The organism is Bradyrhizobium diazoefficiens, from assembly GCF_016616235.1.
GTDB classification, from domain to species: domain Bacteria; phylum Pseudomonadota; class Alphaproteobacteria; order Rhizobiales; family Xanthobacteraceae; genus Bradyrhizobium; species Bradyrhizobium diazoefficiens_H.
In genome coordinates this window covers 3,027,222-3,053,539 of the sequence record NZ_CP067100.1, presented here as the reverse complement: position 1 = coordinate 3,053,539, position 26,318 = coordinate 3,027,222, and the positions used below count along the sequence as shown (strand labels likewise).

Sequence of the window (26,318 nt, the reverse complement as noted above, 5' to 3'; positions counted from 1 at the left end):
CCCGATGCTACGAATTGACGCACGTGGCGGTGAGCGCAGGCTCTCCGCTGCGCAGTGTCGCCTGCCTGCACGTCAACCAACACCTGACATTACTGGGGAGCTCATCAATGACGATCGGAAAACGGCCCTTCGCGGCCGTCGCTATGGCTTTTGTCTCGACGGTTGGCCTTTCGCTGCTGGCCCCATCATTCGCGCACGCCGAGGAGACGGGCAACGGCGACGTCAAGCACGTCCTGCTGATCAGCGTCGACGGCATGCATGAGGTCGACCTGCAACGCTATGTCAGCGCCCACCCTTCGTCGAGCTTCGCCAGGCTGCTCGCGCATGGCGTACATTTCGCCGATGCGCACACTTCCCGGCCCTCCGACTCCTTCCCGGGCCTGCTCGCATTCATGACCGGCGGCACTCCGAAAACTCATGGCGTGTTCTACGACGACAGCTACGACCGCACACTGTTCGCGCCCGGCAGCAACTGCCAGGGCAGTCCCGGAACTGAGACGCTGTTCGACGAATCCATTGATTACGACCTGACCAAGCTCGATGGCGGCGGTGCTGCAGGCTCCGATCACATCAATCCAGCGCACCTGCCGATGGGCCTGAAGAACGGCAAATGCGAGCCGGTCTACCCGCATCAGTTCCTGCAGCTCAACACGATCATGGAAGTCATTCATGCGGCGGGCAAGCGCACCGCCTGGTCGGACAAGCACCCCGCCTATGAGATCATCAGCGGTCCGTCCGGCAAGGGCCTCGACGAGCTCTATGCACCCGAGATCAACTCGACCTCGGTGCCGGGCCAGCCCGACGCGGACTGGACCACCGATCCAAGCTTCACGCGCACCTATGACCAGTTCAAGGTCGCGGCCGTGCTCAACTGGATCAAGGGTTTTGACCATACCGGCAAGGCCAAGGTCGGCGTTCCCGCAATCTTTGGCATGAACTTCCAGGCCGTCAGCGTCGGCCAGAAAGTGACTGCCGACGGATATCTGGACGCGGCGGCGACGCCGAGCCCGCAGCTCCAGGCGTCGCTCGACTTCGTCGATGCCTCGCTCGGCCAGATGCTGGATGCGCTGGCCGACCAGCACATTGCCCGCGACACGCTGGTCATCGTCGGGGCCAAGCACGGCCAGTCGCCGATCGACGTCACCAAGCTTCATATGCTGACCGGCAGCACCAATCCGAAGCTGGGCGGCGGCCTGCGCGCCGACGTGACCGATCCAGCTGACCTGCTGACGAATGGCGGCGTCGCGCTGGCTCAGGAGACTGCCGATGACGTTGCGCTGATCTGGCTGAAGAACCAGGGTGATGCCGAGAAGGCCGTCGCGATCCTCGAAGCTGACCGCAAGGGCAACAATCGGGCCCACATCGAGAAGATCTATGCCGGTGAGCAGCTCGTCGACAAGTTCGGCGATCCGGCCGCCGGCCGCACGCCTGATATCATCATCCAGCCGATTCCCGGCACGATCTACAGCAAGAGCAAGAAGAAGATTGCCGAGCATGGCGGCTTCGCCGATGACGATACGCACGTCCTGCTCGTGGTCTCCAATCCGAAACTCGATGCCACGATCGTCCGCGAGCACGTCGCGAACAGGCAGGTTGCGCCGACCATCCTGAAGGCGCTCGGCCTGGACCCGGAAGATCTCGAGGCGGTGCGCGGCGAGGACCATACCCACCTGCTGCCGGGCCTCCGGCTAAAGAATAGGGACTGACGAAACCAATCGGGGCGAGCTTCGAGGCTCGCCCCCTTACATGTGAACGACCTCACCGCGGTCATTGCGAACCGGTCCGCGCAAAACGCGGCCCGTTGGCTCGGCATGACGTGCTTTGGCAAAGTGCGCACTAGCCTACCCGGCCCACCCTGCCGTTCCATCGATCCAAAAACGGTATCAATCGATACCCCCTTGAGCTTGGACACTTTCCTGCGTGCGCCTCTAGGAGTCGTCGTGAGGAAACGTTTTGAGTTCAAGGAGGCGCGTGATGAGCGCAGTGGTGTCCGCAGCGGACGTGAGGAGGTCTCGCGTCAGGCTGTTCATCGTGACCATGTTGTTCCTGGTCACGACCGTCAATTACGCCGATCGCGCCACGCTCTCGATCGCGGGACCCGCACTGTCCAAGGAGCTGCATCTCGATCCCGTCGCCATGGGCTGGATCTTCTCGGCCTTCGGCTGGTCCTATGTCGTCGCGCAGGTGCCGGGCGGCTGGCTGCTCGACCGCTACGGCTCACGCCTCGTCTATGCCTTCAGCATCATCATCTGGTCGTTGTTCACGTTGATGCAGGGCTGGGTTGGCTTCCTGAGCGGCGGTGCAGCCATCGTCGTGCTGTTCGCGCTTCGCCTGCTGGTCGGCGTCGCGGAGGCGCCGTCCTTCCCCGCCAATGCCCGCATCGTCGCGGCGTGGTTTCCCGGCAACGAGCGCGGCACCGCGTCGGCCTTCTTCAATTCCGGGCAATATTTCGCGACCGTGATCTTCGCGCCGCTGATGGGCTGGATCGCCCATGACTACGGCTGGCGCTACGTGTTCTTCGTGATGGGCGCGCTGGGCGTTACCATGGGCCTCGTCTGGATCAAGACCGTCTACGGCCCGAAGGAGCATCCCAGCATCAACGAAGCCGAGTTCGACTACATCAAGGACGGCGGCGCGCTGGTCGATCTCGATGCGCCCAAAAACGAGTTGATGCAGGAGCGCGCGCCCGACTCCGACTCCGGATGGGACCACATCCGCCAGCTGCTCTCCAACCGCATGATGCTCGGCGTCTATCTCGGCCAGTACTGCATCAACACGCTGACCTATTTCTTCCTGACCTGGTTTCCGGTCTACCTCGTCAAGGAGCGCGGCCTGTCGATCCTGCAAGCCGGCTTCGTCGCAACACTCCCAGCATTGTGCGGCTTCATCGGCGGCGTGCTCGGCGGCATCATCTCCGACGCGATCCTGCGCAAGACCGGCTCGCTGACCATGGCGCGCAAGATCCCGATCGTCGGCGGCATGCTGCTGTCGATGTCGATCATCGCCTGCAACTATGTCGATGGACAGGCGATGGTGGTCGGCTTCATGGCGCTCGCCTTCTTCGGCAAGGGTATCGGCGCGCTCGGCTGGGCGGTCGTCTCCGACACCTCGCCCAAGGAAGCCGGCGGCGTCTCCGGCGGCCTGTTCAACACCTTCGGCAACCTCTCCTCGATCACCACCCCGATCGTGATCGGCTACATCCTGGCGGCGACCGGCTCGTTCAACGGCGCGCTGGTGTTCGTCGGCGCCAACGCGCTGGTGGCCGCCTTCGCCTATCTCGTGATCGTCGGCAAGATCGAGCGGGTGGTGCTCAAACGTTCCTCCTGAGGGCTCCCACGGGAGCTTGACCAGGCAACTCAACGGCGGCTTCACGGCCGCCGTCTTTGTTTTGGGAGTGATCGATGCTAGAAGTGCCGGGGAAACGCCTTATTCATCTAAGGCATGTATCGATGTTCGACCTCAACCAGCTCCGCTGTTTCGTCACGGTGGCGGAGGAACTGCATTTCGGCCGCGCCGCCGCGCGGCTGAACATGACCCAGCCGCCGCTGTCCCGGCAGATCCAGGTGCTCGAGCACATCATCGATGCGCCGCTCTTGGAGCGCACCAGCCGCTCGGTGCGCCTGACCCCTGCGGGGCGCAGCTTCCTGCCCGAGGCGCGGCGCATCCTGAAGCTTGCCGAAAGCGCTTCCCAAGTCGCCCGCCGCATCGCGCTCGGCAAGACCGGCTCCCTCAAAATCGGCTTTACGGCTGCCGCCGCCTACGGCTTCCTCCCAGAGCTGATCGCGGCCTGCCGCGCCAAGCTACCCGAGGTGGATTTCTCGCTGAAAGAGATGGTCTCCGGCGACCAGTTCGAGGCGCTCACCTCGGGCCAGATCGATGCCGGCCTGCTGCGGCCGCCGATCGCGCGCCCCGAGCTCACCAGCCGCCGTGTCGTCGCCGAGCCCCTGCTCGCCGCGATCCCGAAGAAGCATCCGCTGGCGAGTGCTGAAAACATCACCATCAAGGATTTCGACGACCAGCCGTTCGTGATGTACTCGCCGTATGAGAGCCGCTACTTCCACGACCTGCTGGTGGCGCTGTTCACCCGCGCCGACGTGCTGCCGCGCTACGTCCAGCATCTCAGCCAGATCCACTCGATCCTCGCCATGGTCCGCGCCGGCCTCGGCCTCGCCATCGTGCCCGCCGCAGCCGCGAGCCTGAAGATCTCCGACGTGCGGCTGCGACCATTGAAGCTGCGCACCCGCGTTCCGGTCGAACTCTTCATGGTCTGGCGCCGCGACGACGAAAGCCCGCTGCTGTCGGCGCTGGTCAAAATCGCCGGCGAATTGTCCTCCGCGGAGCTGACGGACGATTGATGCTCAATCCGCATCGGTCGATATAGGCTTTGGCTTGGACGCGCATCGAACCGTCTCCTAAACAACCGCGCATGGACGCGCGGCCCTCTGCTTGCGTCCTCCACAACACGAGACAAGGGAGCAGCGCCCATATGAGCAAGATGACCCCGCAGGAAATGGCCCAGACAATCGGATCGGGCCTCCTGTCCTTCCCCGTCACGCCGTTCAAGGCCGACTACTCTTTCGATGAGGCCACCTACCGCGCCAACATGGACTGGCTGTGCGGCTATGACGTCGCAGGCCTGTTCGCCGCCGGCGGCACCGGCGAGTTCTTCTCGCTGACGCCGACCGAAGTCCCGCAAGTCGTCAAGATCGCCGTCGACGAGACCAAGGGCCGCGTGCCCGTGCTCGCCGGCACCGGCTACGGCACCGCGATTGCCCGCGAGATCGCGATCGGCGCGGAGAAGGCTGGCGCCGACGGCCTGTTGCTGCTGCCGCCCTACCTCACCCATTCCGAGCAGGAGGGCCTTGCCGCCCATGTCGAGGCGGTTTGCGCCGCCGTGAAGATCGGCGTCATCGTCTACAACCGCGACAACGCCATCCTCCAACCCGACACGCTGGCCCGCCTTGCCGAGCGCTGCCCGAACCTCGTCGGCTACAAGGACGGCATCGGCGACATCGAGCTGATGACCCGCGTCTACACCAAGCTCGGCGACCGCCTGACCTATGTCGGCGGCCTGCCGACCGCCGAGACCTTCGCGTTGCCCTATCTCGACATGGGCGTGACGACCTATTCCTCGGCCGTGTTCAACTTCGTGCCGGAATTCGCCACCAATTTCTACGCCGCCGTGCGCAAGCGCGACCATGCCGCCATTCATGCCGGCCTGAAGGAGTTCATCCTGCCGCTGATCGCGATCCGCAACCGCAAGAAGGGCTATGCGGTCTCGATCATCAAGGCCGGCATGAAGGTGATCGGCCGCGATTCCGGCCCTGTCCGCCCGCCGCTCACCGATCTCACCGAGCAGGAGATGGCGGAACTGACCGCACTCGTGCAAAATCTGCCTGCCATCCGATCGACACAACGGGCGGCAGAATAGCGGTCGGCAAACAAGGAGGAGCGCGCGATGGCCCAGACGGAAATCTCCGGCGCCCCCGTCGTCACGGCGATGCAGGTGATCCCGGTCGCGGGTCGCGACAGCATGCTCCTCAACTTGAGCGGCGCGCATGCGCCGTTCTTCACCCGTAACATCGTCATCCTCACCGACAATGCCGGTCACACCGGCGTCGGTGAGGTGCCGGGCGGTGAAAAAATCCGGCAGACGCTTCAGGATGCCCGCGATCTCGTGATCGGCAAGACAGTCGGCGCGATGAACAACATCCTCGCCGATATCCGCACCGCCTTCGCCGACCGCGACGCCGGCGGCCGCGGCAAGCAGACGTTCGATCTTCGCGTGATGATTCACGCGGTCACCGCGATTGAATCCGCCCTGCTCGATCTGCTCGGCCAGCATCTCAACCTGCCCGTCGCAGCCCTGCTCGGCGAAGGCCAGCAGCGCAAGAGCGTCGAGACGCTCGGCTATCTCTTCTTCGTCGGCGATCGGCGCAAGAGCAAGCTCGACTATGTCAGCGGCGAGACCGGCAAGCCCGACTGGTTCAACCTTCGCCACCAGGAGGCGATGACGCCCGAGACCGTGGTGCGGCTCGCGGAAGCCACCCACGATCATTACGGCTTCGCCGATTTCAAGCTCAAGGGCGGCGTGCTCCGCGGCGAGCAGGAGATCGAGGCCGTCACCGCGATCGCAAGGCGCTTCCCCAATGCGTGCGTCACGCTCGATCCGAACGGCGCCTGGTCGCTGGATGAGGCGATCAGCCTCTGCAAGGACATGCACGGCATCCTCGCCTACGCCGAGGATCCCTGTGGCGCGGAAGGCGGCTTCTCCGGCCGCGAGATCATGGCCGAGTTCCGCCGCGCCACGGGACTTCCGACCGCGACCAACATGATCGCCACCGACTGGCGCCAGCTCTCTCATGCGCTGCGCCTGGGCGCCGTGGACATTCCGCTCGCCGATCCCCATTTCTGGACCATGCAAGGCTCGGTGCGCGTCGCCCAGACCTGCCGTGACAACGGCTTGACCTGGGGCTCGCACTCAAACAACCATTTTGACATCTCGCTCGCCATGTTTACCCATGTCGGCGCTGCGGCTCCCGGCAAGGTCACCGCGATCGACACCCACTGGATCTGGCAGGATGGCCAGGCCTTGACGAAAGAGCCGCTCCGGATCAAGGGCGGCAAGATCGCGGTGCCGGATCGCCCGGGCCTCGGCATCGAGATCGACCACGCGGCCATCGAGGCCGCGCATGAGCTCTACAAGCAGCATGGGCTTGGCGCCCGCGACGACGCGCTCGCCATGCAGGATCTGATCCCCGGCTGGAGCTTTGACGACAAGCGGCCCTGCCTCGTTCGGTAAAACAAGACTTCCTCGGAGGAAAAGAGATGACTGCAATCCTGAAGAACTACATCGGCGGCGAATGGGTCGACGGCTCCGGCGTCACCAGGAACATCAACCCCTCCAACACCAACGATCTCGTCGGCGAATACGCCAAGGCCGACAAGGCGCAGACCGAGAAAGCGATCGCCGCCGCGAAAGCCGCCTTCCCTGCCTGGGCGCAGTCGACGCCGCAAGTGCGCTACGACGCGCTGAACAAGATCTCTCTCGAAATCCTCGCCCGCAAGGAAGAGCTCGGCCGCCTGCTCGCGCGTGAGGAAGGCAAGACCCTTCCCGAGGGCATCGGCGAGGTCGCCCGCGCCGGCCAGATCTTTGCGTTCTTCGCCGGCGAAGCGCTGCGCCTGATCGGCGAAAAGGGCGCCTCCGTGCGGCCCGGCCTCGAGGTCGAGATCACCCGCGAGCCGATGGGCGTCGTCGGCATGATCACGCCCTGGAATTTCCCGATCGCGATTCCGGCCTGGAAGATCGCCCCCGCGCTCTGCTACGGCAATACCGTGGTGTTCAAGCCCGCCGAGCTGGTGCCGGGCTCGGCACACGCTCTCACTGAGATCATCACTCGCTCCGGCCTTCCCGCCGGCGTGTTCAATCTCGTGGTCGGCTCCGGTTCCGTGGTCGGGCAGACCCTGCTCGACCATCCAGATGTCGCTGCGATCTCCTTCACCGGCTCGGTGCAGACCGGCCGCAAGATCGCGCAGGCCTGCGTCATGTCGAGCAACATGAAGAAATTCCAGCTCGAGATGGGCGGCAAAAACCCGCTGGTCGTGCTCGACGACGCCGATCTGAAGACCGCTGTCGAGGTCGCCGTCAACGGTGCCTATTTCTCGACCGGTCAGCGCTGCACGGCGTCCTCGCGCCTGATCGTCACCGAAGGCATTCATGACCGCTTCGTCGCCGCGATGGCCGAGCGCCTCAACGGCCTGTCGGTCGACGACGCCCTCAAGACCGGCGTGCATATCGGACCCGTGGTCGACCAAAACCAGCTCGATCAGGACCTGCGCTACATCAAGATCGGCCAGGACGAAGGCGCCAAGCTCGCCTTCGGCGGCGAGCTGCTCAAGCGCGAGAATCCCGGCCATTATCTCCAGCCGGCGCTGTTCACCGAGGCCAACAACAACATGCGCATCGCGCGTGAGGAAATTTTTGGTCCCGTCGCCGCCGTCATCCGCGCCAAGAACTACGAGGAAGCGCTGGCGATCTCGAACGACACCGAGTTCGGCCTCGCCTCCGGCATCTGCACCACCAGCCTGAAATACGCCTCGCACTACAAGCGCAACAGCGAGTCCGGCATGGTGATGGTCAATTTGCCGACCGCCGGCGTCGATTATCACGTGCCGTTCGGCGGCCGGAAGGGCTCGAGCTACGGCGCCCGCGAGCAGGGCTCCTATGCACGCGAGTTCTATACGGCGGTGAAGACGGCCTATACCTATCCGGGTTGATAAGCGATCATCGGGCCGCGGCGCAGGTGCCCACCTCTCCCTTTGGGAGAGATCGGATCGCATCTGCGATGCGCTCCGGGTGAGGGGTTACGCGGCTTCGTGGACCTGAGCCCCGTCACCCGAATTGCTTCGCAATCGACCTCTCCCCGCTGGGGAGAGGTGATCGCGAATACGGCTTCTTCTGTTGTTGAGGACAGCACATGGACCAGGACGTCGCAGCGAAAGAGCAGCCCCGCTACATCAAGCTCAACGAGCGCGACAATGTCGCGATCGTGGTCAATGATTTCGGGCTCCCCGCCGGCTCCCGTTTTGCCAGCGGGCTGACGCTGCGCGCCTTCGTGCCGCAGGGGCACAAGACGGCCCTGGTCGACATCGCGCAAGATCGGCCGATCATCCGCTATGGCGAGATCATCGGCTATGCGCTCTCGCCGATCCTCGCAGGCGAATGGGTGGACGAGGCCCGCATTCGGATGCCGGAGGCCCCTGCCCTCGACAAGCTGGAGATCTCGACCGCCGTCCCCGCGCCGCTGCCGCCGCTCGAAGGTTTCACCTTCGAGGGCTTCCGCAATCCGGACGGCTCGGTCGGCACCAAGAACATCCTCGGCATCTCCTCCTCCGTGCAATGCGTCAAGGGCACGATGGAATATGCGGTCAAGCGCATCCGCGCCGAGCTCTTGCCGAAGTACCCGAATGTCGACGACGTCGTGCCGCTGACGCACGCTTATGGCTGCGGCGTCGCCATCACCGCGCCCGATGCGGTCGTGCCGATCCGCACGCTGCAGAACCTCGCGCTCAACCCGAATTTCGGCGGCGAGATTCTTGTCATCAGCCTCGGTTGCGAGAAGCTCGCGCCGGAGCGGCTGGTGCCGGAAGGCATCACGGACGCCATCGTCCGCATGCAGGACGAAGCCTTCGACGGCTTTGGTGCGATCGTCGATGCGATCATGACCCAGGCCGAAGCACGGCTTAAAATCCTCAACCAGCGCAAGCGCGAGACCTGCCCGGCGTCCGATCTCGTCGTCGGCCTGCAATGCGGCGGCAGCGACGCCTTCTCCGGCGTCACCGCCAACCCCGCCGTCGGATTCGCGGCTGATCTCCTCGTGCGCGCCGGCGCCACCGTGATGTTCTCGGAAGTCACCGAGGTGCGCGACGCCATCCAGCTCCTCACCCGCCGCGCCATCAACGAGGATGTCGGCCGCGCGCTGGTGCGCGAGATGGCCTGGTACGATTCCTATCTCGCCCGCGGCGGCGCCGACCGCAGCGCCAACACCACGCCCGGCAACAAGAAGGGCGGCCTCGCCAACATCGTCGAGAAGTCATTGGGCTCGATCGTCAAGTCCGGCTCGAGCGCGATTACCGGCGTGCTCTCGCCCGGCGAGAAGGCCACGCAGAAGGGCATGCTGTTCGCGGCAACGCCTGCAAGCGACTTCATCTGCGGCACGCTCCAGCTCGCCTCCGGCATGACACTGCAGGTGTTCACCACCGGCCGCGGCACGCCTTACGGCCTCGCAGCCGCACCGGTGATCAAGGTCGCGACCCGCACCGAGCTTGCCCGCCGCTGGAAGGATTTGATCGATTTCGACGCCGGCAGCATCGCCACCGGCGAGAAGACGATCGAGGAAACCGGTTGGGACCTGTTTCGCCTGATCCTCGATGTCGCCAGCGGCCGCACCAAGCCATGGTCGGATCGCTGGGGCATCCACAACGACCTCACGCTGTTCAATCCAGCTCCGGTGACGTAAGGTTCAGGGGGCGACCCTGGATCCGACGCCGCCTGGACTTTCAGGGATGCGAAGACAGCCTACTGCCTTGCCGGCGCCATCATCGCGCCGCCCTTCTTCGCCGCAGGCGCGGGCGCGGTCGGCTTGGTCGCGGCGGCCTGTGCGGGCAGATATTTCGCGACAATGGCGGGATCGACCTGGGCGATGTTGGCGTCGGGCAGGCGCGTCCAGGTCTCGTCCTTGCCGAACAGCGAGATGCCGAGAAAGCCGCGCATGGTCAGGGTCTGGCCATCCGGGCTCACGGTCATCTTGGCCTTCCAGATGTTGCCGTCGCGCGGATTGACCACGTTGCCGCCCTCATATTTCAAGCCATCGCGCTTCATGTCGCGGATGAAGGAGAGACCGAGCACCGGCTGGTTCTTGCGATCGTCGGTGCATTTGGCGCAGACCTCGTTCGGATCGTCGCCGGGACGCGGAAAGGTTTTTGCGATCACGCCTTCGAAGATGCCGTTGTGGTCGATGAAGAGAAACCATCCGACCGGCCTGCCGTCTTCGACCTTCTGCCAAAGACCCGCGGCGGTCGGCTGCTGCGCCTGCGCGGCAGCCGGCCTCACCGCGCCCAACGTCAGCGCAAGGCCTAGCGCCAGCAGCGCGAGCAGCCGAAAGCTGGAAAAGAGATTCCGCATTATGATCACCTTGCTAGGCGGCAACTGGAATGGCCGCAGACTACGGCGATTTCGCGAACGCTTCCAGCACCAGAAACATGGGGCATAGCCTTCCGCCTTCTCGCCGTCAGTTGACACCGAGCTTCTTCTGCAGGCTGGAGGACGAGGTCGTGTACTGGAACACGAGCCGTTTCTCCGGATAGACGTAGCGGTGGGCCTTTTGCGACATCAGCGCACCCTCGTGGAAGCCGCACAGGATCAGCTTGATCTTGCCGGGATAGGTGTTGATGTCGCCGATCGCGAAGATGCCCGGCACGTTGGTCTCGAACGCGGATGTCTCGACCGGCACCAGATTGTTCTCCAGCGCAATGCCCCAGTTCGCGACCGGGCCGAGCTTCATGGTCAACCCGAAGAACGGCAGCATCGTATCGCAGGCGATTTCGCTCACGCTGTTGTCGTTGCCCTTGATGGTGGCCCCGGCGAGCCTGCCCTCGGCGCCTGACAGCGCGGTGACCTGACCGAGCTTGAGATCCATCTTGCCGCCGGCGACCAGCGTCCGCATCTGCTCGACGCTGTGGGGCGCGGCGCGAAATTCGTCGCGGCGGTGCAGAAGCGTGATGCGCTTCGCAACCGGATGGAGGTTGAGCGTCCAGTCGAGCGCGGAATCGCCGCCGCCGACGATCAGCACGTTCCTGTCGCGGAACGCCTCCATCTTGCGCACGGCATAGTGCACCGAGGTGCCTTCATAAGCCTCGATGCCCGGCACCGGCGGACGCTTCGGCTGGAACGAGCCGCCGCCGGCCGCGATCACCACCACCTTGCATTCGAACACCTTGCCGGTGTCGGTGGTGCAGCGAAAGGCGGGATCGCCGATCTTCTCGACCGTCTCCACCATCTCGCCGAGATGGAAGGTCGGGTGGAACGGCTTGATCTGCTCCATCAGCGCGTCGGTGAGGCCCTGCCCCGACACCTGCGGGATGCCGGGAATGTCGTAGATCGGTTTTTCCGGATAGAGCTCGGCGCACTGGCCGCCGACCTTGTCGAGGATGTCGACGAAATGCGCCTTCATGTCGAGAAGGCCGAGCTCGAAGGCGGCAAACAGGCCGCACGGGCCGGCGCCAATAATCAGCACATCGGTTTTGATCACGTCGCTCATGTCGTCTCTTTATCGATCTTTATCGGTTGGACGGCGCCCGGTGGGCAGAGGTGACCCTGCCTGTCTAGCCAACGGGGATGGATCAGGGAAGGCATAAAAGCGGGAGCGCCCCGCGGCCGCGCCCACTTGCCGGGTCAGGATAACTGGGCTGTAACGGGCTGCGCTATGACGGAGATCAACCGGTGAACGCACCAAGCCGCCTCGATATGACGCCACGCCTTGAGGACTATCCGTTTCGCCTCAGTGACAATGTCCGCTTCGGCGATCTCGATCCCAACCAGCACGTCAACAACGCGGTCTACGCCACCTATTTCGAGACCGGCCGCGTCACGCTGATGAAGCGTCCCGAATACGGGCTGACCCCGCCGGGCCTCGCCTGGATCATGGTGCGGCTCGACATCCATTTCCGCGCCGAGCTGCACTGGCCGAATACGATCGAGCTCGGCCTCGGCGTCGTGAAGCTGGGACGGACGTCGGTGACCTTCGAGCAGGTGGTGTTCTCCGAAGGCAGATGCATCGCGTCTGCGACGTCGGTCGGCGTCATGATCGACGAGGCAACGCGGCGGCCGACGCCGCTCGTTCCCGAAGTCGTCGAGAAGCTGAAACCTTGGCACAAGCGCGGCATCGAGGTCGCGCCACCGCGTGCGTCGTAATGAGGATCAGGCTTGATAAGGATCAGGCTTTGAGGATCAGGCTTGGCGTTCAGGCGTCGCGACGACCAGCCCGTCGAGTTCGTCGGAGACCTTGATCTGGCAGGACAGGCGCGAATTCGGACGCACGTCGAAGCCGAAGTCGAGCATGTCTTCTTCCATCGGCGTCGGGCTGCCGACCTTCTCGCGCCAGGCTTCGTCGACATAGACATGGCAGGTCGCGCAGGCACAGGCGCCGCCGCATTCGGCTTCGATGCCGGGAATGCTGTTGCGGATGGCGGCTTCCATCACGGTCGCGCCGTTCTCGACTTCCACCGTGCGGGTTTCGCCCTTGTGGTCGACAAAGTGAATCTTGGCCATGTGTGCTCGTGCTGCCGCGATGTTGGGAAAAGGAGTATCCGGGCTGTCCTATAACGGGTCGGTCAGGGCCGCGCTATAGCGTTTTCGCGCGAAGTGGACCCCGCCTCGCGTGCTAAAAATGTGTCCAGACAGAAGGCCAATGCGCAAGGCCCCCGCATGATGGGGTCGTCGGGCCTAGTGCTTGAGGATCGCCGCGATGGCGGCGCGAACCTCGGCCACCGCCTCTTTCAGCGCGGCGAAGGCGTGCGGCCGGTCGTGGCCGGTCCGGATCGCCATCTCGAGGCTGGCGGCAGCATCGGCGACGGCAAAGGCGCCGATCCCCCTCGCCGAGCCCTTGAGCTTGTGCGCCAGCGCGCCGGACTCGGCCGGCAACGCGGTCATCGCGGCCACCAGGCGGACCGCCTGCTCAGCGAACATCGCGAGCACTTCCTGCTCCAGCTCGGCATCGCCGAACGTCATGCGGGAGAGGTGGTCGAGGTCGAGCGGGCTGTCGATGGGCGCAAGCGGGGGCGAGGGCATCCAGTCCATCCGTTGCAGTTCAGGCGTCATGGCGCAGGCCCCGGCATCGCGCGATGGTTCCGCCGCTCCGGCGGTAAGTTCGCCCCACCCAAGCATGAAAATGGTTAACGAAATGTTCGCGCCGTTTTACGTAATTCCGCCGGTTTATTGACGAAAAGTTGCCGCAATCCGTCAAGTTCGGTGGAGAATTGCATTTATTGCTAAGGCGTTAGAGCGCGATCCTGTTAACGATGATTAAGATTGTCTTAATCGCAGGCATTTCATTCGCGACGCTCTGCCAATAGGATGTTGCGGAAATTAGCGGACAAGCCGTCCGGGTGGGGACGGCTCGGAGATCCGCGCAAGCGGCATGATCCGGTCTGTGGGCTTGCGTAGCGCGCAGGGCTCGCGGGGGACGCGTACAAGTAACGAGGGCTCGGACTGAACATGGCGAACACTCCGAAAAAGGTCAAAGACCCCACAGAAGTCGCGCTTTCTGCGATCCAGGAAGCCCTCAACATCAGCGACACGGCTGCGGACACCAGCCGCAACGCCACGATGCGCAACGAAACGGCCCCTCCGGTGGCGCCGCCCGCGCCCCCGAGCTTCGACGAGCCGACCTTCGAGCCGCGCCCGGCCGCCAATGAGCGCGCCACCGTATTCGATCCGGTCGAGGAGCCTCGCGCCGCGCGCCGCCCCGCCAATGACGACCGCGAGACCATCGGCCAGCTGCTCCAGGCGCTTCAGAAGGGCCGCCCTGCCCGCAGCGTCTACACCTTCGCCACCATCTTCGCCGGCGTCTGGCTCGCCGCCTGCGCCGCGCTGACGGTCGGCTTCCTGCCCTCGATCCAGGCCGCCATGGGCCAGAGCGGCGGCGTGCTCGTCATCGCCGGCCTGATCGCGATGTTCTTCGCCCCGATCATGCTGTTCTACTTCCTGGCGAGCCTGGTCTGGCGCGGCCAGGAGATGCGCATGATCGCGCAGGCGATGGCGCAGGTCGCAATCCGCTTCTCCGAGCCCGAGGGCTCCGCCTCCGATTCCATGGTCACCGTCGGCCAGGCGATCCGCCGCGAGGTCGCGGCGATGGGCGACGGCATCGAGCGCGCCATTGCGCGCGCCGGCGAGCTCGAGACGCTGGTTGCCAATGAGGTTGCGGCGCTCGAGCGCGCCTATAGCGACAACGAAGTGCGCATCCGCGCCCTGCTCCAGGATATCGCGCATCAGCGCGACAATCTGGTCGGCCAGGCCGAGCAGGTCCGCAGCGCCATCTCCGGCGTGCAGATCGATTTGCGCCACGACATCGCGCTGATCTCGGACGCGATCGCCTCGCGCGTCGACGAGGTCGCAAAGTCCATCACCGGCGCGCTGGAAGAGCGCGGCGCCCACATCACCCAGGCGCTGAGCAATGCCGGCGACAACATGATCCTGGCGCTCGGCGAGCGCGGCGGCGACCTGCTCGACCGCCTCGAGGAGGCCAGCAACGAGACCACGCGCGCCGTGCTCGACGCCAGCGAGCGGCTGACCACCAGCCTCAACTTCAAGACCGGCCACGTCCATGACGAGTTCGTCGACCTCGCCGACCGCGTCCACGAGATGCTGAACGAGCGCATCGACCGCATCACCGGCGAGTTCGAGCAGCGCTCCGCCGCGATCGTCGACGGCATCTCCGAGCGCACCGAGCTGGTGCACGACAGCCTGAAGAATTCGTCGGACTCGCTGCTGCTCGAGCTCGAGCTGCGCTCCAACGACCTCTCCGCCAAGATCGACGACGCCGGCAACCGCCTCGCCGGCCAGATCATGACGAGCGGCGACAAGGCCAGCGAGGCGCTCGACGCCACGGTCAACAGCCTCGTCGCCAAGGTCGTCAGCCAGACCGAGACCGCGCACGACTCGCTGTCGCTGCAGATGAGCGCGTTCGACGAGCTGGTGAAGAACCAGGGCACCGAGTTGGTCGAGAAGTTCGCCCGCGACTCCGGCACGCTGGGCGCGCTGATCACCCGCCACATCTCCGAGTTCGACCGCACCGTAAAGACGTTCGGCGGCGAGATCGTCGAGCGCATGGGCCAGCGCACGCAGGACATCGCCGAGACGCTGAAGACCTATGTCGACAATTTCGATACCCGCTTCACCTCCAACGGCGGCCAGATCACGGCCGAGCTCGACCAGCGGCTGGTACAGTTCGAGACGACGATCGGCGAACGCGTCAGCAACCTCGACGCATCGCTGAACAACAAGATCGCCAGCCTCGACGGCACCATCGAAGGCCACATCAAGACCTTCGACGAGCAGCTCGGCGGCCGCGTCAGCGCGCTCGAAGCGTCGTTCGATACCCGCGCGAGGTCCGTCACCGAGACGATCGACGGGCGTCTCAACACGCTCAGCGCGACGCTGACCGATGGTGCGGCGCAGGCGATCCACTCGGTTGATACGCGGTTGACGCATCTCACGACGACGCTCACCGGCGGCGCGACGCAAGCACTCGAGTCCATCGATTCCCGTCTGACCAGCCTCACGACGACGCTGACCGACGGCGCATCGCAGACGATCCAGGCGATCGATACACGCCTGACGCATCTGACGACGACCTTCAACAGCGGCGCATCGCAGGCGCTGGAGTCCATCGACTCCCGCCTCACCCATCTCACCACCGCGCTGACCAACGGCGCCTCGCAGGCCGTGCAGTCGATCGACACGCGCCTCACTATGCTGACCTCGACGCTGACCGACGGCACCGCGCAGGCGATCGAGGCGGTCGACCGCCGCATCACCAGCGTCGCCGATCTCATCGATGGCCGCAGCATGCATCTGACCGACACGGTCACCGCGCGCTTCCAGGATATCCAGCAGGCCATCGAGACCAAGGTCGGCTCGGTCGCGAGCGACATCGACGTGCGCGTGGCGCAATTCGAGGACCTGCTCGGCTCGCGCGTCGAGGCCGTCGCTGGCCGTATCGAGAGCAGCGGCCGCCAGGCCAGCGAGGACATGATCTCGCGTGCCGAGATGATCTCGACCGCGATCCGCTCGCATGTCGAGGACGCCGAGCGCTCGCTCACCAACCTCGTGGTCAACACCAGCGAGACGATCCAGACCGGTGCGCGCACCGCCCAGCAGTCGCTGTTGACGGTCTCCTCCGACGTCAACGCCCAGCTCAAGATGACCTCCGCCGAGGTCGAGCGCGCGCTGACCGCGGTCGGCACGGGAGCTGCGAACTCGATCCTGACCAGCGCCCGCGAGGCGCAGGCGACGCTGGTTGCCGCCTCCGGCGATACCTCCAACCAGATCAAGTCGCTGTCGGCCGACGTCGAACGCACGCTGTCGGCGGCGGGTTCCGCCACCGCAGCCTCGATCCTGGCCGGCGCCCGCGAGGTGCAGACCACGCTCGTCACCGCGTCTTCGGACGCGGCCAACCACGTCAAGACGCTCACCGCCGACGTGCAGCGTTCGCTGTCGCTGGCCGGCACCAGCACCGCGGAATCGATCACCGCCGGCGCCCGCGATGCGCAGAGCACGCTGATCGCCGCCTCGAGCGAGACCGCCAACCAGATCAAGGCGCTGTCCTCGGACGTGCAGCGCTCGCTCTCGATGGCGGGCACCGCGACGGCCGAGACGATCATGTCCGGCGCCCGCGAAGCCCAGAGCACGCTGGTCACGGCGTCCTCGGATGCGGCGAGCCAGGTCAAGTCGCTCGCGGCCGAAGTGCACCGCTCGCTCTCGCAGGTCGGCCAGACCACCGCCGAGACGATCACCACCAGCGCCCGCGATGCCCAGAGCACCCTGCTCGCGGTCTCGGCGGAACAGACCAGCCAGGTCCGTTCGCTCGCGGCCGAGATGCAGCGCGCGCTGGCGACCGCCGGCGGCGCCACCATCGAGGCACTCACCAGTGGCGTGCGCGAAGCGCAGGGCACGCTGATCTCCGCCTCGAGCGATGCGGCGAGCCAGATCAAGTCGCTGACCACGGATATCGAGCGCACGCTGACCGCGGTCGGCGCCGACACTGCCTCGACTATCCTCAACAGCGCGCGTGAGGCCCAGACCTCGCTGACCTCGACCTCGGCGGATGCCGCCAGCCAGATCCGCACTATCTCGACCGAGATCGAGCGGACGCTGAGCGCGGCCACGGCGAATGCGACCAACGACATCCAGACCAGCGCGCTCAACGCCCAGAACGCGCTGATCTCCGCCTCGAACGAGGCGAGTTCGCGGGTCAAGTCGAGCTCCGCCGACGTCGAACGTTCGGTGCTCGCGGCCAGCAGCAGCTTCGGCCAGGCCATGACCGGCAAGACCGACGAGATCGTCACCTATGTGCAGCAGCAGGCCGACCGCCTGGCGAACATGATCGACGCCAAGCGCGGCGCCCTGGTCGACGCGATTGGCTCGAAGACGAGCCAGCTCACGCTCGACATCGACCGCGTCACCTCCGACGCGCTGAAGTCGATCGAGACGCGCGGCCATGCGTTCTCGCAGACCATGATGGGCAACGGCTCGGAAGTCGCCCGCACCATCAACGCGGCGAGCGAGGTCGCCACCAGCGCGGTCGGCAAGTCGCTCAAGGACCTCGAGCAGGCCTCGCGCACGGCGATCGACCAGTCGCGCCAGGTCTCGATAGCGGCCGTCACCGAGATGCAGGAGACCAGCAAGATCCTGCGCACCGACACGGTCGCCCTGTTCGAGCGCCTGCGCGAAGGCAACATCCTGCTCCAGGAGGTGCTGACCGGTGCGCACGACAACCTCAACTCGCTCGAGCGGGCGCTGGTGACGCGCGTCGCCGACTTCGTCTCGGCGATGAACGACGTCACCTCGCGCAACGGCACTGCGACCCAGAACCTGGAAGATCAGCTCAACGTCTTCAACAGCAAGACCACCAAGGCGCTGCAGGATCTCGGCGAGCTGTCGACGCAGTTCGATGCCCACGGCAAGGCGCTGGTCGAGGCCGCCCAGGTCGTCGAGCAGAGCAACAAGAACACCACCGCCTCGCTCGCCGAGCGCAAGCAGGCGCTGGAATCGCTCGTCACGACCATCGACCTCCGCACCGCCGATCTCGACCAGCGGCTGTCGCGTTTCACCGGCCTGCTCGATGAATCGCTGGCCGCCGCCGAGGAGCGGGCCCGCGACATCGCCCGCGTCGTCGCGGAGACAGCCGGCGCAGGCTCGGCCGCGATCACCCGCCAGTTCGAGGCGGTGCGCGCGGCGTCCGAGGAGGAACACCGGCAGACCATCGAGGCCATGCACGACATCTACCGCCAGACCACGGACGAAGCGGATGCGATGTTCAAGCAGTCGACCGAGAAGTTCACCAACCTCGTCTCCAGCATGAAGCAGATGGCGTTCGAGATGCACAACGAGCTCGAAGCCACCCGCAACGAGCTGCGCCGCGGCGTGCTCGAGATGCCGCAGGAGGCGGCCGAGAGCACTGCGCAGATGCGCAAGGTGATCGTCGACCAGATCGAGGCCCTCGCCGAGCTCAACCGCATCGTGGCCCAGCACGGCCGTGGTCTCGACGTCTCGACGACGGGCCGCGCCTCTGTCGCCGTCCAGCGCCAGGAAGAGCCGATGATGGCGACTGCGGGCGGTCGTGGGACCGAGACGCGCATGCGCGACACCGGCAGCGCCTCGACCTTGCCGCCGCCGGATCTTGGCATGCCCGCCCCCGCGCGCCGCACCGAAGCGCCGCCGGTTGCGCCTTCCGGCAACGACCAGGGCCGTGACGGCTGGCTGTCGGACCTCTTGAATCGGACGGACGCCAACCAGGGCGCGCCGACCGGCCGGGAGGCCCCACGTGGCCGCGCCGCACCCGCGCCGCAACCGCAGGCGCCGCAGAACGGCAGCAATCCGCTGGAATCGCTGTCGCTCGACATCGGCCGCCTGATGGACCGCAACCTCGCCGCCGAGATGTGGGACCGGTATCAGCGCGGCGAGAACAAGGCCTTCACCAAGCGCCTCTACACGCCCGCCGGCCAGAAGGCCTTTGACGAGGTCGCCCGCAAGTACCGCGCCGACCGCAACTTCAAGGGCACGGTCGACCGCTACGTCGCCGAGTTCGAGCGCCTGCTCGACGAAGTCGCCCGCGACGGCCGCGGCCCGCAGGAGTTGCGCAGCCACCTGACCTCGGAGACGGGACTGGTGTACACGCTGCTGGCGCATGCGGCGGGCCGGCTGGGGTGAGACGACGCTCGCGAATGGCGAGTGGCGAATAGCAAAACGGAGGCCTCACGGCCTCCGTTTTTGTTTGGGGTGTCCATCGCGCAAACAGCTCGCTGCGCATAGGAAAGTTGCGCAGCAATGACGGAGGAGAGAGCTCCTACTGCCGCCGGCGCTCCTGCGCCGCCGGCTTCGGCGGCTCGGCCGGCTGAGGCGGAGGCGCGCTGTTGCTGGCGCCGAACAGGACGCGGGTCGGGTTGCGGTCGAAGTTATTCACGGCGCGGCTGATGTCGCCGAGCGTGCGGCGGCCGTCGGTCATCAGCGCGCCCGAGCGCTTGTCGAAGTCGTCTGCGAGTTCGCGGATCGACTTCACGGCCTGGAATAGCTCGCCGCCGTCCTTGCCGCCGGCGAGCGTGTTGAGGCCGAGCATGAGGTTGTCCGCCTTGAGCATGACGCCATCGACCTTGGCCATGACGCCGTCGATCTTCTCGGAGTTGCGGGCCAGCGAGTTGGTGAAGGTCTCCAGATTCTTCAGCGAGTTCTTCACCGATTCCTGGTTGTCGGCGACGATCTTGTTGATGTTCTGCAGCGTGGCGCGGATCGCCTCGGTGACGTCCTGGAGCTTGTTGGGATCGGCGGTGAGCGTCGGGATGCCGTCCTCGTCGAGTGGCGGCGCAGGCGCCGCCTCCTCGCCGCCCTTGAGCGAGATCGCGGCCACGCCGGTGAGGCCCTGGAATTCGAGGCCAACCAGGGTGTCCTTGCGGATCGGCGCGTTGTTCTCGACCATGGCGAGTGCGACAACCCGCCGCGGGTTGTCCAGCTTCACCGAGACCACCTCACCCACCCGGATACCGTTGAAATTGACGCTGCCGCCGTTTCGCAGGCCCGCGGCCGGACCCTCGAACACGACGCGCAAGGGGCTGCGCTGCTTGGTGGTGTGCAGCGACTGGAACCACAGCACGAAGCCGATCGCCGCGGCGATCACCGCCAGCGTGAACGATCCGATCAGTACGTAATTCGCCCGCGTTTCCATCTGGTACTCCGGCTGCTCAGCCCAGCTACTTAACCCATGACCGCGCGGGCGCGCTTGCCATGGAAATACTGCCTCAGCCAGGGATGCTGCGAGGCCTGCATGTCGGCGATCGAACCTGCCGCAATGATCTTGCCGTTCCCTAAAACGGCGATGCGATCACAGGCTGTGTAAAGGCTGTCGAGATCGTGCGTTACCATGAAAACCGTCAGCCCCAAAGTGCGCTGAAGCGTCCGAACCAGCTCGTCGAAATCGCCGGCGCCGATCGGGTCGAGGCCCGAGGTCGGCTCGTCCAGGAAAACGAGATCCGGATCGAGCGACAGCGCGCGCGCCAGCGCGACGCGCTTGATCATGCCGCCGGACAGTTCGGAGGGAAAGCGCTCGGCCACCTCGGGCTTGAGGCCGACCATGGTGAGCTTTGCGATGGTGATCTCGTCCATCAGCCGCTGCGACACACGCAAATATTCGCGCATCGGAAACTGGATGTTCTGCCGCACGGTTAGCGAGGAGAACAGTGCGCCCTGCTGGAACAGCACGCCCCAGCGCCGCTCCACGTTGCGCCGCTGCGACGTGCTGGAGGAATCGAGATCGACGCCGAACACTTCGATGGAGCCCGCAACCTTCGGCACCAGGCCGATGATGGTGCGCGTCAGCACCGACTTGCCCGCACCCGAGGGGCCGACAAATCCCAAAATCTCGCCGCGCTTGACGTCGAGGTTGAGGCCGTCGAGCACGCGCGTCGTGCCGAACTGCACGGTGATGCCGCGGACGCGGATGATCGGGTTTTGAATCGCGCTTTGGATTTCTTGCGCCATCGTCACATCCCGATCGAGGCGAAGAAGATGGCGAACACGCCGTCCATGACGATGACGAAGAAGATGCCCTTCACCACCGACGCTGTCGTGTGCTGCCCGAGCGATTCAGCGCTGCCCTGCACCGCGAGCCCTTCGACGCAGGCGACAATGCCAATCACCGCGGCCATCACCGGCGCCTTGACGATACCGACGATGAAATGGTCGATCGAAATGGCATCGCGCAGCCGCAACAAAAAAGCTTCGGGATCGACGCCGCCGTAGAGCCAGGCGACAAGCCCGCCGCCATAGAGCGCGGCCATCGCGCCGAGGAAGGCCAGGATCGGCAGCGCCAGCACCAGCGCCAGCATGCGCGGCAGCACCAGCACCTCGATCGGGTCGAAGCCCATGGTGCGCAGCGCGTCGATTTCCTCGCGCATCTTCATCGAGCCGAGCTCCGCGGTGTAGGCGCTGCCCGAGCGGCCCGCGACCATGATCGCGACCAGCAGCACGCCGATCTCGCGCAGCACCAGCACGCCGAGCATGTCCACGACGAAGATGTCGGCGCCGAACCTGCGGAAATGGAAGATGCCCTGCTGGGCGATGATGCAGCCGATCAGGAAGGTGATCAGCACGATGATCGGCACCGCGCGCCAGCAGACCTGCTCCATGTGATGCACGGTCGAGGTCAGGCGGAGCGAGCGCGGATGGATCAGCACGCGCCCGGCTGCCGCGAGCACCGCGCCGAGCATGTCGATCAGGCCCGCGACCGTGCCAGCGACACCCGCCACGCCGCGGCCGATCTGCTCCAGCATGCCGGTGATGGTGATCGTGCCGGTCTCGATGACGGGGGTCGCCCGGACCCGCCGCACCTCGTCGACGAGGCTCGAATAATTGGCGGAGAGCCCGGCGATCTGCGCCTCGACCGGCCCCTGCGTCAGGCTGCGGCGCAGCCGCTCGATCAGCCAGGCGCCAAACGTGTCGAGTCTGGCGACCTCGGAGACGTCGATGAAGATGCTTTGCGAGCCGCCGGCGAGCTTCTCGGCGTCCGCCACCATCCGCTCCAGGACCGGCGCGAAGCTCGCGGTCCAGGTTCCGGTGGCGCAGAGGGCCAGCGCGTTGCCTTTGGCTATCCGTTCCAGCTTCGGATCGCCGCTCAAGATGTCCGCTCCCGTGCCGGGGCGGAGAAAATCAGATGGTTGCGCACGCGCCCTTACCCAGAGAAGGTATCCCCAACTGGTTAATGTTAGTTGCTAGAGGTAACTAGCAGGTTCAGATTTCGCCAGAGTTCAAAATGACTTCCAGCAAAGTTCCGGCACTTCGCGCGCAAATCGAGCGCTTTCCCATCGCCGGGAGTTTCACCATCAGCCGCGGCGCCAAGACCGAGGCCGTGACCGTCGTGGCCGAGCTGAGCCGGGACGGCCTGACCGGGCGCGGCGAATGCGTGCCCTATCCCCGCTATGGCGAAACGCCCGAGGCAGCGCTGGCCGCGATCGAGGCCATGCAGGAGGCCGTCCAGGGCGGTCTCGACCGGGAGGCCCTCCAGGCCGCCATGAAGCCTGGCGCAGCCCGCAACGCGCTGGATTGCGCCCTGATCGACCTGGAGGCTAAGGCGGCGGGCTTGCGGGCCTGGAGCCTCCTCGGCCGCCCCTCGCCGGGCGAGCGCGCCACCGCCTTCACGATTTCGTTGGGCACGCCCGCGGACATGGCGGCGGCTGCTGCCAAGGCGGCGCACCGGCCCCTGCTCAAAATCAAGCTCGGCGGCGACGGCGATCCGGAGCGGATCGTAGCGGTGCGCAAGGCCGCCCCCGATTCCGAGCTGATCGTCGATGCCAACGAGGCCTGGACCGAGGCCAATCTGGAAGCCAACCTCGCCGCCTGCGTCGCCGCCGGCGTTACACTCGTTGAGCAGCCGCTGCCGGCCGGCAAGGACGACGCGCTGGCGCGAATCAAGCGGCCGCTCGCGGTCTGCGCCGACGAGAGCGTACATGACCGCTCATCGCTCGCGCCGCTGCGCGACCGCTACGACGCCGTGAACATCAAGCTCGACAAAACCGGCGGCCTCACCGAGGCGCTCGCGATGGCCGATGCCGCCCAGGCGCTCGGCTTCGAGATCATGATCGGCTGCATGGTCGCAACCTCGCTGTCGATGGCTCCCGCGATGCTGGTGACGCCGCTGGCGCGCTTCGTCGATCTTGACGGCCCGCTGCTGCTGGCGCGCGACCGCGATCACGGACTCCGCTACGACGGCAGCCTGGTCTATCCGCCGGAGTCCTCGCTCTGGGGATGAGCGACCAGCCGGTGCCGCGCCGACCAGATCACGAGCGCACCTAGCGCAGCCATCGCGGCCATGACGTAATAGAGGCCATCGCCGATGCGGGCGTAGATCGCGCCTGACGCGATCGAGGTCGTAGCGCCCAGCAGCCCGTTGCAGGCGGCATAATAGCCCTGCCCGCGCGCGAGTTGATGCGACGGCACGCGCTGCACCAGCAGGTTCATGGTGCCGACGATGGTCATGCCGAAGCTGAGGCCGTGGCCAAGCTGCACGATCGCGAGCAGCGCGAGCGGCGGCTCGCTCGCGATGACGATCCAGCGCACCACCGCGCTCAAGCCTCCGATCGCGATCAGCGTGGACGGATGCAGCGAGAAGCGCGGCGACAGGGCGAACACGACGATCTCGGCGATCACACCCAGCGTCCACAGCCCCGCGATCGTCAGTCCGCCGAGGCCGTGGAGCTGCCAGTTGATGGCCGAGAAGGTGTAGTAGGCAACGTGGCTGCCCTGGATCAGCGCGGCCGAGGCGATCACGGCCCAGAAGCCGCCGTCGCCCAGCAGCGCCTTGCCCGGATGCGTCTCGCCGGCCTTGCGCCTGACATCGTCGAGCGGCTGCAACAACAGGCTGGCCGCGACCGCGACGACGGCCCATGCAACGATGATCCAGATCAGGTCGCGCGCCGCAATGACGTCGACGAGATAGCCGCAGGCGAGCGAGCCCGCGGCGAAGGCCGCCGAGCCCCACAGCCGCAAGGGGCCGTAGTCGAGCCCGTAGCGCGCGACACCGCGCAGCGCATAGGCGTCGGTGAGCGGCGTCGTCGGCGTCCACATCATGCAGGTCAGCGCGTAGATCAGAAACAGCGCCAGCGGCTGCTGCTGCAAGCCGACCGCCGCAAAGCCGATCGCGGTCGCCAGCACCGACAGCATCATGCCGGCGCGGATGGCATGTCGCTTTTCAGCAAAGGCGGTGATCTGCGGCAGCGTGGTAAAGCGCGTGATCGCCGGCAGCGCGTTGATGAGGCCGATCCAGCTTGCGTCGATGCCGATCGCCTTCAGCCAGACCGGAAAGAACGGCAGATGCGTCCCTGAGACCGCGAACACCGCCGAATAGAACAGTGCGAGGCCGATGGCGAATCGCCGCTTCACGGCCGACGGCGTGGGGATTTGTGATTCGGACTGCATCAAACCAATTGCGATTTGGTCGATATCGTGGTGATCGTTACAGTAACGCGCGGTGATTTGCGCGCGACGAGATTGTCATGGCCAACGAAGCATTCGCCCTCTCGCCCATCTCTGCCCGCGCGGCCGAGCCGAACGAGCAGGATTACGACGCGATCCGCGAAGCCTTCATGGAGACCGCGCGCGGCCGCTGGTTCCTCGGCGAATATGCCAAGCGCAACCGCAATGCCGACACCGCCATGGTGCTGGACGCCGTCGCCAAAATCGAAGAAACCCTTGCGGCACAGCGGCAACCCGTCGTCGAGGACCGCATGCCCGAGGCGCTGGTCGAGATCCGCCGCGCCATCCGCGAGGCCGAGACGATCGCGATCGCGGCGTTCGACCCGACGGCGATCGAGGCCAGCCTCGCGCCGATCCCGCGGGGGGTCCGCATCATCAAGGAGATCTCCTGGCGCTGGCGCGAGATCGGCGCCGACGGGCGAATCTGCGACCTCATTGATTCGCAGCTCGCCTCGATCGAGGCCGCCTGCGGGCAGATTTCGGCCGTCGATCCCCGCGTCGAGCTCAAGGCCGCATTCGATCTGCTCAGGGATCGAGTCGAGCAATTTGATAGCGACGAGAGCGCCGATCCGCAGGCAGCGGTTGGACCCTCCCCGGCGCCGATGCAGGACGCGCCGTCCGTCGCTGAAGCTGCGCCTGTCGAGACCGCGCCCGCCGCGATGGCGAGCGAGGCACCCGTGGCTTCTACGGAGACGCAGCCGGGCATCGCGGCAGCTGCCGAGCCCGAAGTGTCCATCGAGACGACTGATACCGCCGCAGCCTTCGCAATGGCCGAGCAGGCGACGGACGCTGCCGCCGAGCCGGAGGTCGCTGCCGAGAGCCAGATCCCGCTTGAGAATGCCGCGCTCGAGGATGCCGCTTTTGAAAGCGCGGCCCTCGAAGAGCCGATCGCCGAGCCCGCCGCACCCACGGAGGTGACCGACGAGTTCTCGCTCGACGCCGCCGCGGAAGCTGAGGACGAAGCCATCCTCGAGGCCATCGCGCTGGAGATGGCCGCGCCCGATCCGGAGTTCGACGAGATCACCGAGCCGGTCGAGACGGAAGCGGCCATTCCCCAGCCAATGGCTGCGGAGGCGGCAGCGCCCATCGCCGCCGAGGTCGCGGAGCCGGTTGCACCTGAGCCGGTCGCTGCACCGGTCGCGGAGCAGCCCGCCGACGACGCGCCGATCGCGATGGACTCGCTCGCGCGCCTCACCAACGCCATCGCCGAGGCCGCCGCCGAGGTGATGGAGCAGCCGGCCCCGGCCATGGCCGCCGCGGCAACGTTCGGCGCGGCACCGACCGCGACGCTGCCGATGCCTTCGCCCTTGCCGACGTCCTTGCCCGAGCCCTCGCTCGGCGCCAGCATCCTTGCCAGCGGCATGCTGCAAAAGCCCCGCGCGACGGCCAACGATCCCCTCGCCCCGATCCGCCGCATGACCCAGGCCGAGAAGATCGCGTTCTTCTCGTAACGGGCGCGCTCTTGCCACATCGTCATTGCGAGCGCAGCGAAGCAATCCAGACTGCCGCCGCGGAGGGA

At 65.9% G+C, this 26,318-nt stretch carries 19 protein-coding genes; 11 read left to right on the top strand and 8 right to left on the bottom strand.

Annotated features, from left to right (window positions below; genetic code table 11):
• Positions 1-107 precede the first annotated feature (107 nt).
• The 7 genes from JJB99_RS14335 to garD all read left to right on the top strand — a co-directional run bounded on the left by JJB99_RS14335 (position 108) and on the right by garD (position 10,019).
• Positions 108-1,706, top strand: coding sequence for an alkaline phosphatase family protein (locus JJB99_RS14335; RefSeq protein WP_246775250.1), 1,599 nt, complete (start codon positions 108-110; stop codon positions 1,704-1,706).
• Positions 1,707-1,974: 268 nt separating this feature from the next.
• Positions 1,975-3,327, top strand: a complete 1,353-nt coding sequence (locus tag JJB99_RS14330; RefSeq protein WP_200499358.1) for an MFS transporter — start codon at positions 1,975-1,977, stop codon at positions 3,325-3,327.
• Between the two features lie 122 nt (positions 3,328-3,449).
• Positions 3,450-4,355 (top strand): LysR substrate-binding domain-containing protein, encoded by a 906-nt coding sequence (locus tag JJB99_RS14325; protein WP_200499357.1) that lies wholly within the window; start codon positions 3,450-3,452, stop codon positions 4,353-4,355.
• 131 nt (positions 4,356-4,486) lie between these two features.
• Complete coding sequence (gene kdgD, locus JJB99_RS14320; RefSeq protein ID WP_200499356.1) at positions 4,487-5,431, top strand: 5-dehydro-4-deoxyglucarate dehydratase; 945 nt, start codon at positions 4,487-4,489, stop codon at positions 5,429-5,431.
• A 27-nt stretch (positions 5,432-5,458) separates the two neighbouring features.
• Positions 5,459-6,802 (top strand): glucarate dehydratase, encoded by a 1,344-nt coding sequence (gene gudD / locus JJB99_RS14315; RefSeq protein WP_200499355.1) that lies wholly within the window; start codon positions 5,459-5,461, stop codon positions 6,800-6,802.
• A 26-nt stretch (positions 6,803-6,828) separates the two neighbouring features.
• A complete protein-coding gene (locus JJB99_RS14310; protein ID WP_200499354.1) occupies positions 6,829-8,277 on the top strand; it encodes an aldehyde dehydrogenase family protein in 1,449 nt (482 codons plus the stop codon).
• Between the two features lie 200 nt (positions 8,278-8,477).
• Positions 8,478-10,019, top strand: a complete 1,542-nt coding sequence (gene garD / locus JJB99_RS14305; protein WP_200499353.1) for a galactarate dehydratase — start codon at positions 8,478-8,480, stop codon at positions 10,017-10,019.
• A gap of 59 nt (positions 10,020-10,078) precedes the next feature.
• Here the strand turns inward: garD and JJB99_RS14300 are convergent, their stop codons facing one another.
• Both JJB99_RS14300 and JJB99_RS14295 read right to left on the bottom strand, forming a co-directional pair.
• The gene (locus tag JJB99_RS14300) at positions 10,079-10,684 is read right to left on the bottom strand and encodes a DUF2147 domain-containing protein (RefSeq protein ID WP_200499352.1); all 606 of its coding nucleotides are present in this window, start codon (positions 10,682-10,684) and stop codon (positions 10,079-10,081) included.
• A gap of 106 nt (positions 10,685-10,790) precedes the next feature.
• Complete coding sequence (locus JJB99_RS14295; RefSeq protein WP_200499351.1) at positions 10,791-11,819, bottom strand: NAD(P)/FAD-dependent oxidoreductase; 1,029 nt, start codon at positions 11,817-11,819, stop codon at positions 10,791-10,793.
• A gap of 182 nt (positions 11,820-12,001) precedes the next feature.
• On the opposite strand from JJB99_RS14295, the gene JJB99_RS14290 reads away from it, so the two are divergent.
• Positions 12,002-12,472 (top strand): acyl-CoA thioesterase, encoded by a 471-nt coding sequence (locus JJB99_RS14290; RefSeq protein WP_200499350.1) that lies wholly within the window; start codon positions 12,002-12,004, stop codon positions 12,470-12,472.
• A gap of 36 nt (positions 12,473-12,508) precedes the next feature.
• Here JJB99_RS14290 and JJB99_RS14285 read toward each other — a convergent pair whose 3' ends face one another.
• Positions 12,509-12,829 carry a 2Fe-2S iron-sulfur cluster-binding protein gene (locus JJB99_RS14285; RefSeq protein WP_027560383.1) on the bottom strand — a complete coding sequence of 107 codons (321 nt, stop codon included), beginning with the start codon at positions 12,827-12,829 and terminating at the stop codon, positions 12,509-12,511.
• A gap of 174 nt (positions 12,830-13,003) precedes the next feature.
• Positions 13,004-13,378 carry an Hpt domain-containing protein gene (locus JJB99_RS14280; RefSeq protein ID WP_200499349.1) on the bottom strand — a complete coding sequence of 125 codons (375 nt, stop codon included), beginning with the start codon at positions 13,376-13,378 and terminating at the stop codon, positions 13,004-13,006.
• 396 nt (positions 13,379-13,774) lie between these two features.
• On the opposite strand from JJB99_RS14280, the gene JJB99_RS14275 reads away from it, so the two are divergent.
• Complete coding sequence (locus tag JJB99_RS14275) at positions 13,775-19,489, top strand: negative regulator of septation ring formation (protein ID WP_200499348.1); 5,715 nt, start codon at positions 13,775-13,777, stop codon at positions 19,487-19,489.
• Positions 19,490-19,625: 136 nt separating this feature from the next.
• On the opposite strand, the gene JJB99_RS14270 is transcribed toward JJB99_RS14275, so the two are convergent.
• The 3 genes from JJB99_RS14270 to JJB99_RS14260 are packed head-to-tail and all read right to left on the bottom strand — an operon-like array spanning position 19,626 to position 22,446.
• Positions 19,626-20,498 carry an MlaD family protein gene (locus tag JJB99_RS14270; RefSeq protein ID WP_200499347.1) on the bottom strand — a complete coding sequence of 291 codons (873 nt, stop codon included), beginning with the start codon at positions 20,496-20,498 and terminating at the stop codon, positions 19,626-19,628.
• Between the two features lie 29 nt (positions 20,499-20,527).
• The gene (locus tag JJB99_RS14265; RefSeq protein ID WP_246775249.1) at positions 20,528-21,310 is read right to left on the bottom strand and encodes an ABC transporter ATP-binding protein; all 783 of its coding nucleotides are present in this window, start codon (positions 21,308-21,310) and stop codon (positions 20,528-20,530) included.
• A gap of 2 nt (positions 21,311-21,312) precedes the next feature.
• A complete protein-coding gene (locus JJB99_RS14260) occupies positions 21,313-22,446 on the bottom strand; it encodes an MlaE family ABC transporter permease (protein WP_200499346.1) in 1,134 nt (377 codons plus the stop codon).
• Positions 22,447-22,580: 134 nt separating this feature from the next.
• On the opposite strand from JJB99_RS14260, the gene dgcA reads away from it, so the two are divergent.
• Positions 22,581-23,576, top strand: coding sequence for an N-acetyl-D-Glu racemase DgcA (gene dgcA, locus JJB99_RS14255; protein WP_200499345.1), 996 nt, complete (start codon positions 22,581-22,583; stop codon positions 23,574-23,576).
• Here dgcA and JJB99_RS14250 read toward each other — a convergent pair.
• Positions 23,546-24,742, bottom strand: coding sequence for an MFS transporter (locus JJB99_RS14250; RefSeq protein ID WP_200499344.1), 1,197 nt, complete (start codon positions 24,740-24,742; stop codon positions 23,546-23,548). The two genes, dgcA and JJB99_RS14250, sit on opposite strands and share 31 nt — an antisense overlap.
• A gap of 77 nt (positions 24,743-24,819) precedes the next feature.
• Here JJB99_RS14250 and JJB99_RS14245 point away from each other — a divergent pair, with 77 nt between their 5' ends.
• Positions 24,820-26,250: a hypothetical protein gene (locus tag JJB99_RS14245; RefSeq protein WP_200499343.1), complete on the top strand. Its 1,431-nt coding sequence runs from the start codon at positions 24,820-24,822 to the stop codon at positions 26,248-26,250.
• Positions 26,251-26,318: the final 68 nt, after the last annotated feature.

Excerpts from the sequence above, each read along its gene's own strand:
- JJB99_RS14335 (WP_246775250.1), top strand. The coding sequence starts at position 108 with ATGACGATCGGAAAACGGCCCTTCGCGGCCGTCGCTATGGCTTTTGTC.
- JJB99_RS14330 (WP_200499358.1), top strand. The coding sequence starts at position 1,975 with ATGAGCGCAGTGGTGTCCGCAGCGGACGTGAGGAGGTCTCGCGTCAGG.
- JJB99_RS14325 (WP_200499357.1), top strand. The coding sequence starts at position 3,450 with ATGTTCGACCTCAACCAGCTCCGCTGTTTCGTCACGGTGGCGGAGGAA.
- kdgD (WP_200499356.1), top strand. The coding sequence starts at position 4,487 with ATGAGCAAGATGACCCCGCAGGAAATGGCCCAGACAATCGGATCGGGC.
- gudD (WP_200499355.1), top strand. The coding sequence starts at position 5,459 with ATGGCCCAGACGGAAATCTCCGGCGCCCCCGTCGTCACGGCGATGCAG.
- JJB99_RS14310 (WP_200499354.1), top strand. The coding sequence starts at position 6,829 with ATGACTGCAATCCTGAAGAACTACATCGGCGGCGAATGGGTCGACGGC.
- garD (WP_200499353.1), top strand. The coding sequence starts at position 8,478 with ATGGACCAGGACGTCGCAGCGAAAGAGCAGCCCCGCTACATCAAGCTC.
- JJB99_RS14300 (WP_200499352.1), bottom strand. The coding sequence starts at position 10,684 with ATGCGGAATCTCTTTTCCAGCTTTCGGCTGCTCGCGCTGCTGGCGCTA.
- JJB99_RS14295 (WP_200499351.1), bottom strand. The coding sequence starts at position 11,819 with ATGAGCGACGTGATCAAAACCGATGTGCTGATTATTGGCGCCGGCCCG.
- JJB99_RS14285 (WP_027560383.1), bottom strand. The coding sequence starts at position 12,829 with ATGGCCAAGATTCACTTTGTCGACCACAAGGGCGAAACCCGCACGGTG.
- JJB99_RS14280 (WP_200499349.1), bottom strand. The coding sequence starts at position 13,378 with ATGACGCCTGAACTGCAACGGATGGACTGGATGCCCTCGCCCCCGCTT.
- JJB99_RS14275 (WP_200499348.1), top strand. The coding sequence starts at position 13,775 with ATGGCGAACACTCCGAAAAAGGTCAAAGACCCCACAGAAGTCGCGCTT.
- JJB99_RS14270 (WP_200499347.1), bottom strand. The coding sequence starts at position 20,498 with ATGGAAACGCGGGCGAATTACGTACTGATCGGATCGTTCACGCTGGCG.
- JJB99_RS14265 (WP_246775249.1), bottom strand. The coding sequence starts at position 21,310 with ATGGCGCAAGAAATCCAAAGCGCGATTCAAAACCCGATCATCCGCGTC.
- dgcA (WP_200499345.1), top strand. The coding sequence starts at position 22,581 with ATGACTTCCAGCAAAGTTCCGGCACTTCGCGCGCAAATCGAGCGCTTT.
- JJB99_RS14250 (WP_200499344.1), bottom strand. The coding sequence starts at position 24,742 with ATGCAGTCCGAATCACAAATCCCCACGCCGTCGGCCGTGAAGCGGCGA.
- JJB99_RS14245 (WP_200499343.1), top strand. The coding sequence starts at position 24,820 with ATGGCCAACGAAGCATTCGCCCTCTCGCCCATCTCTGCCCGCGCGGCC.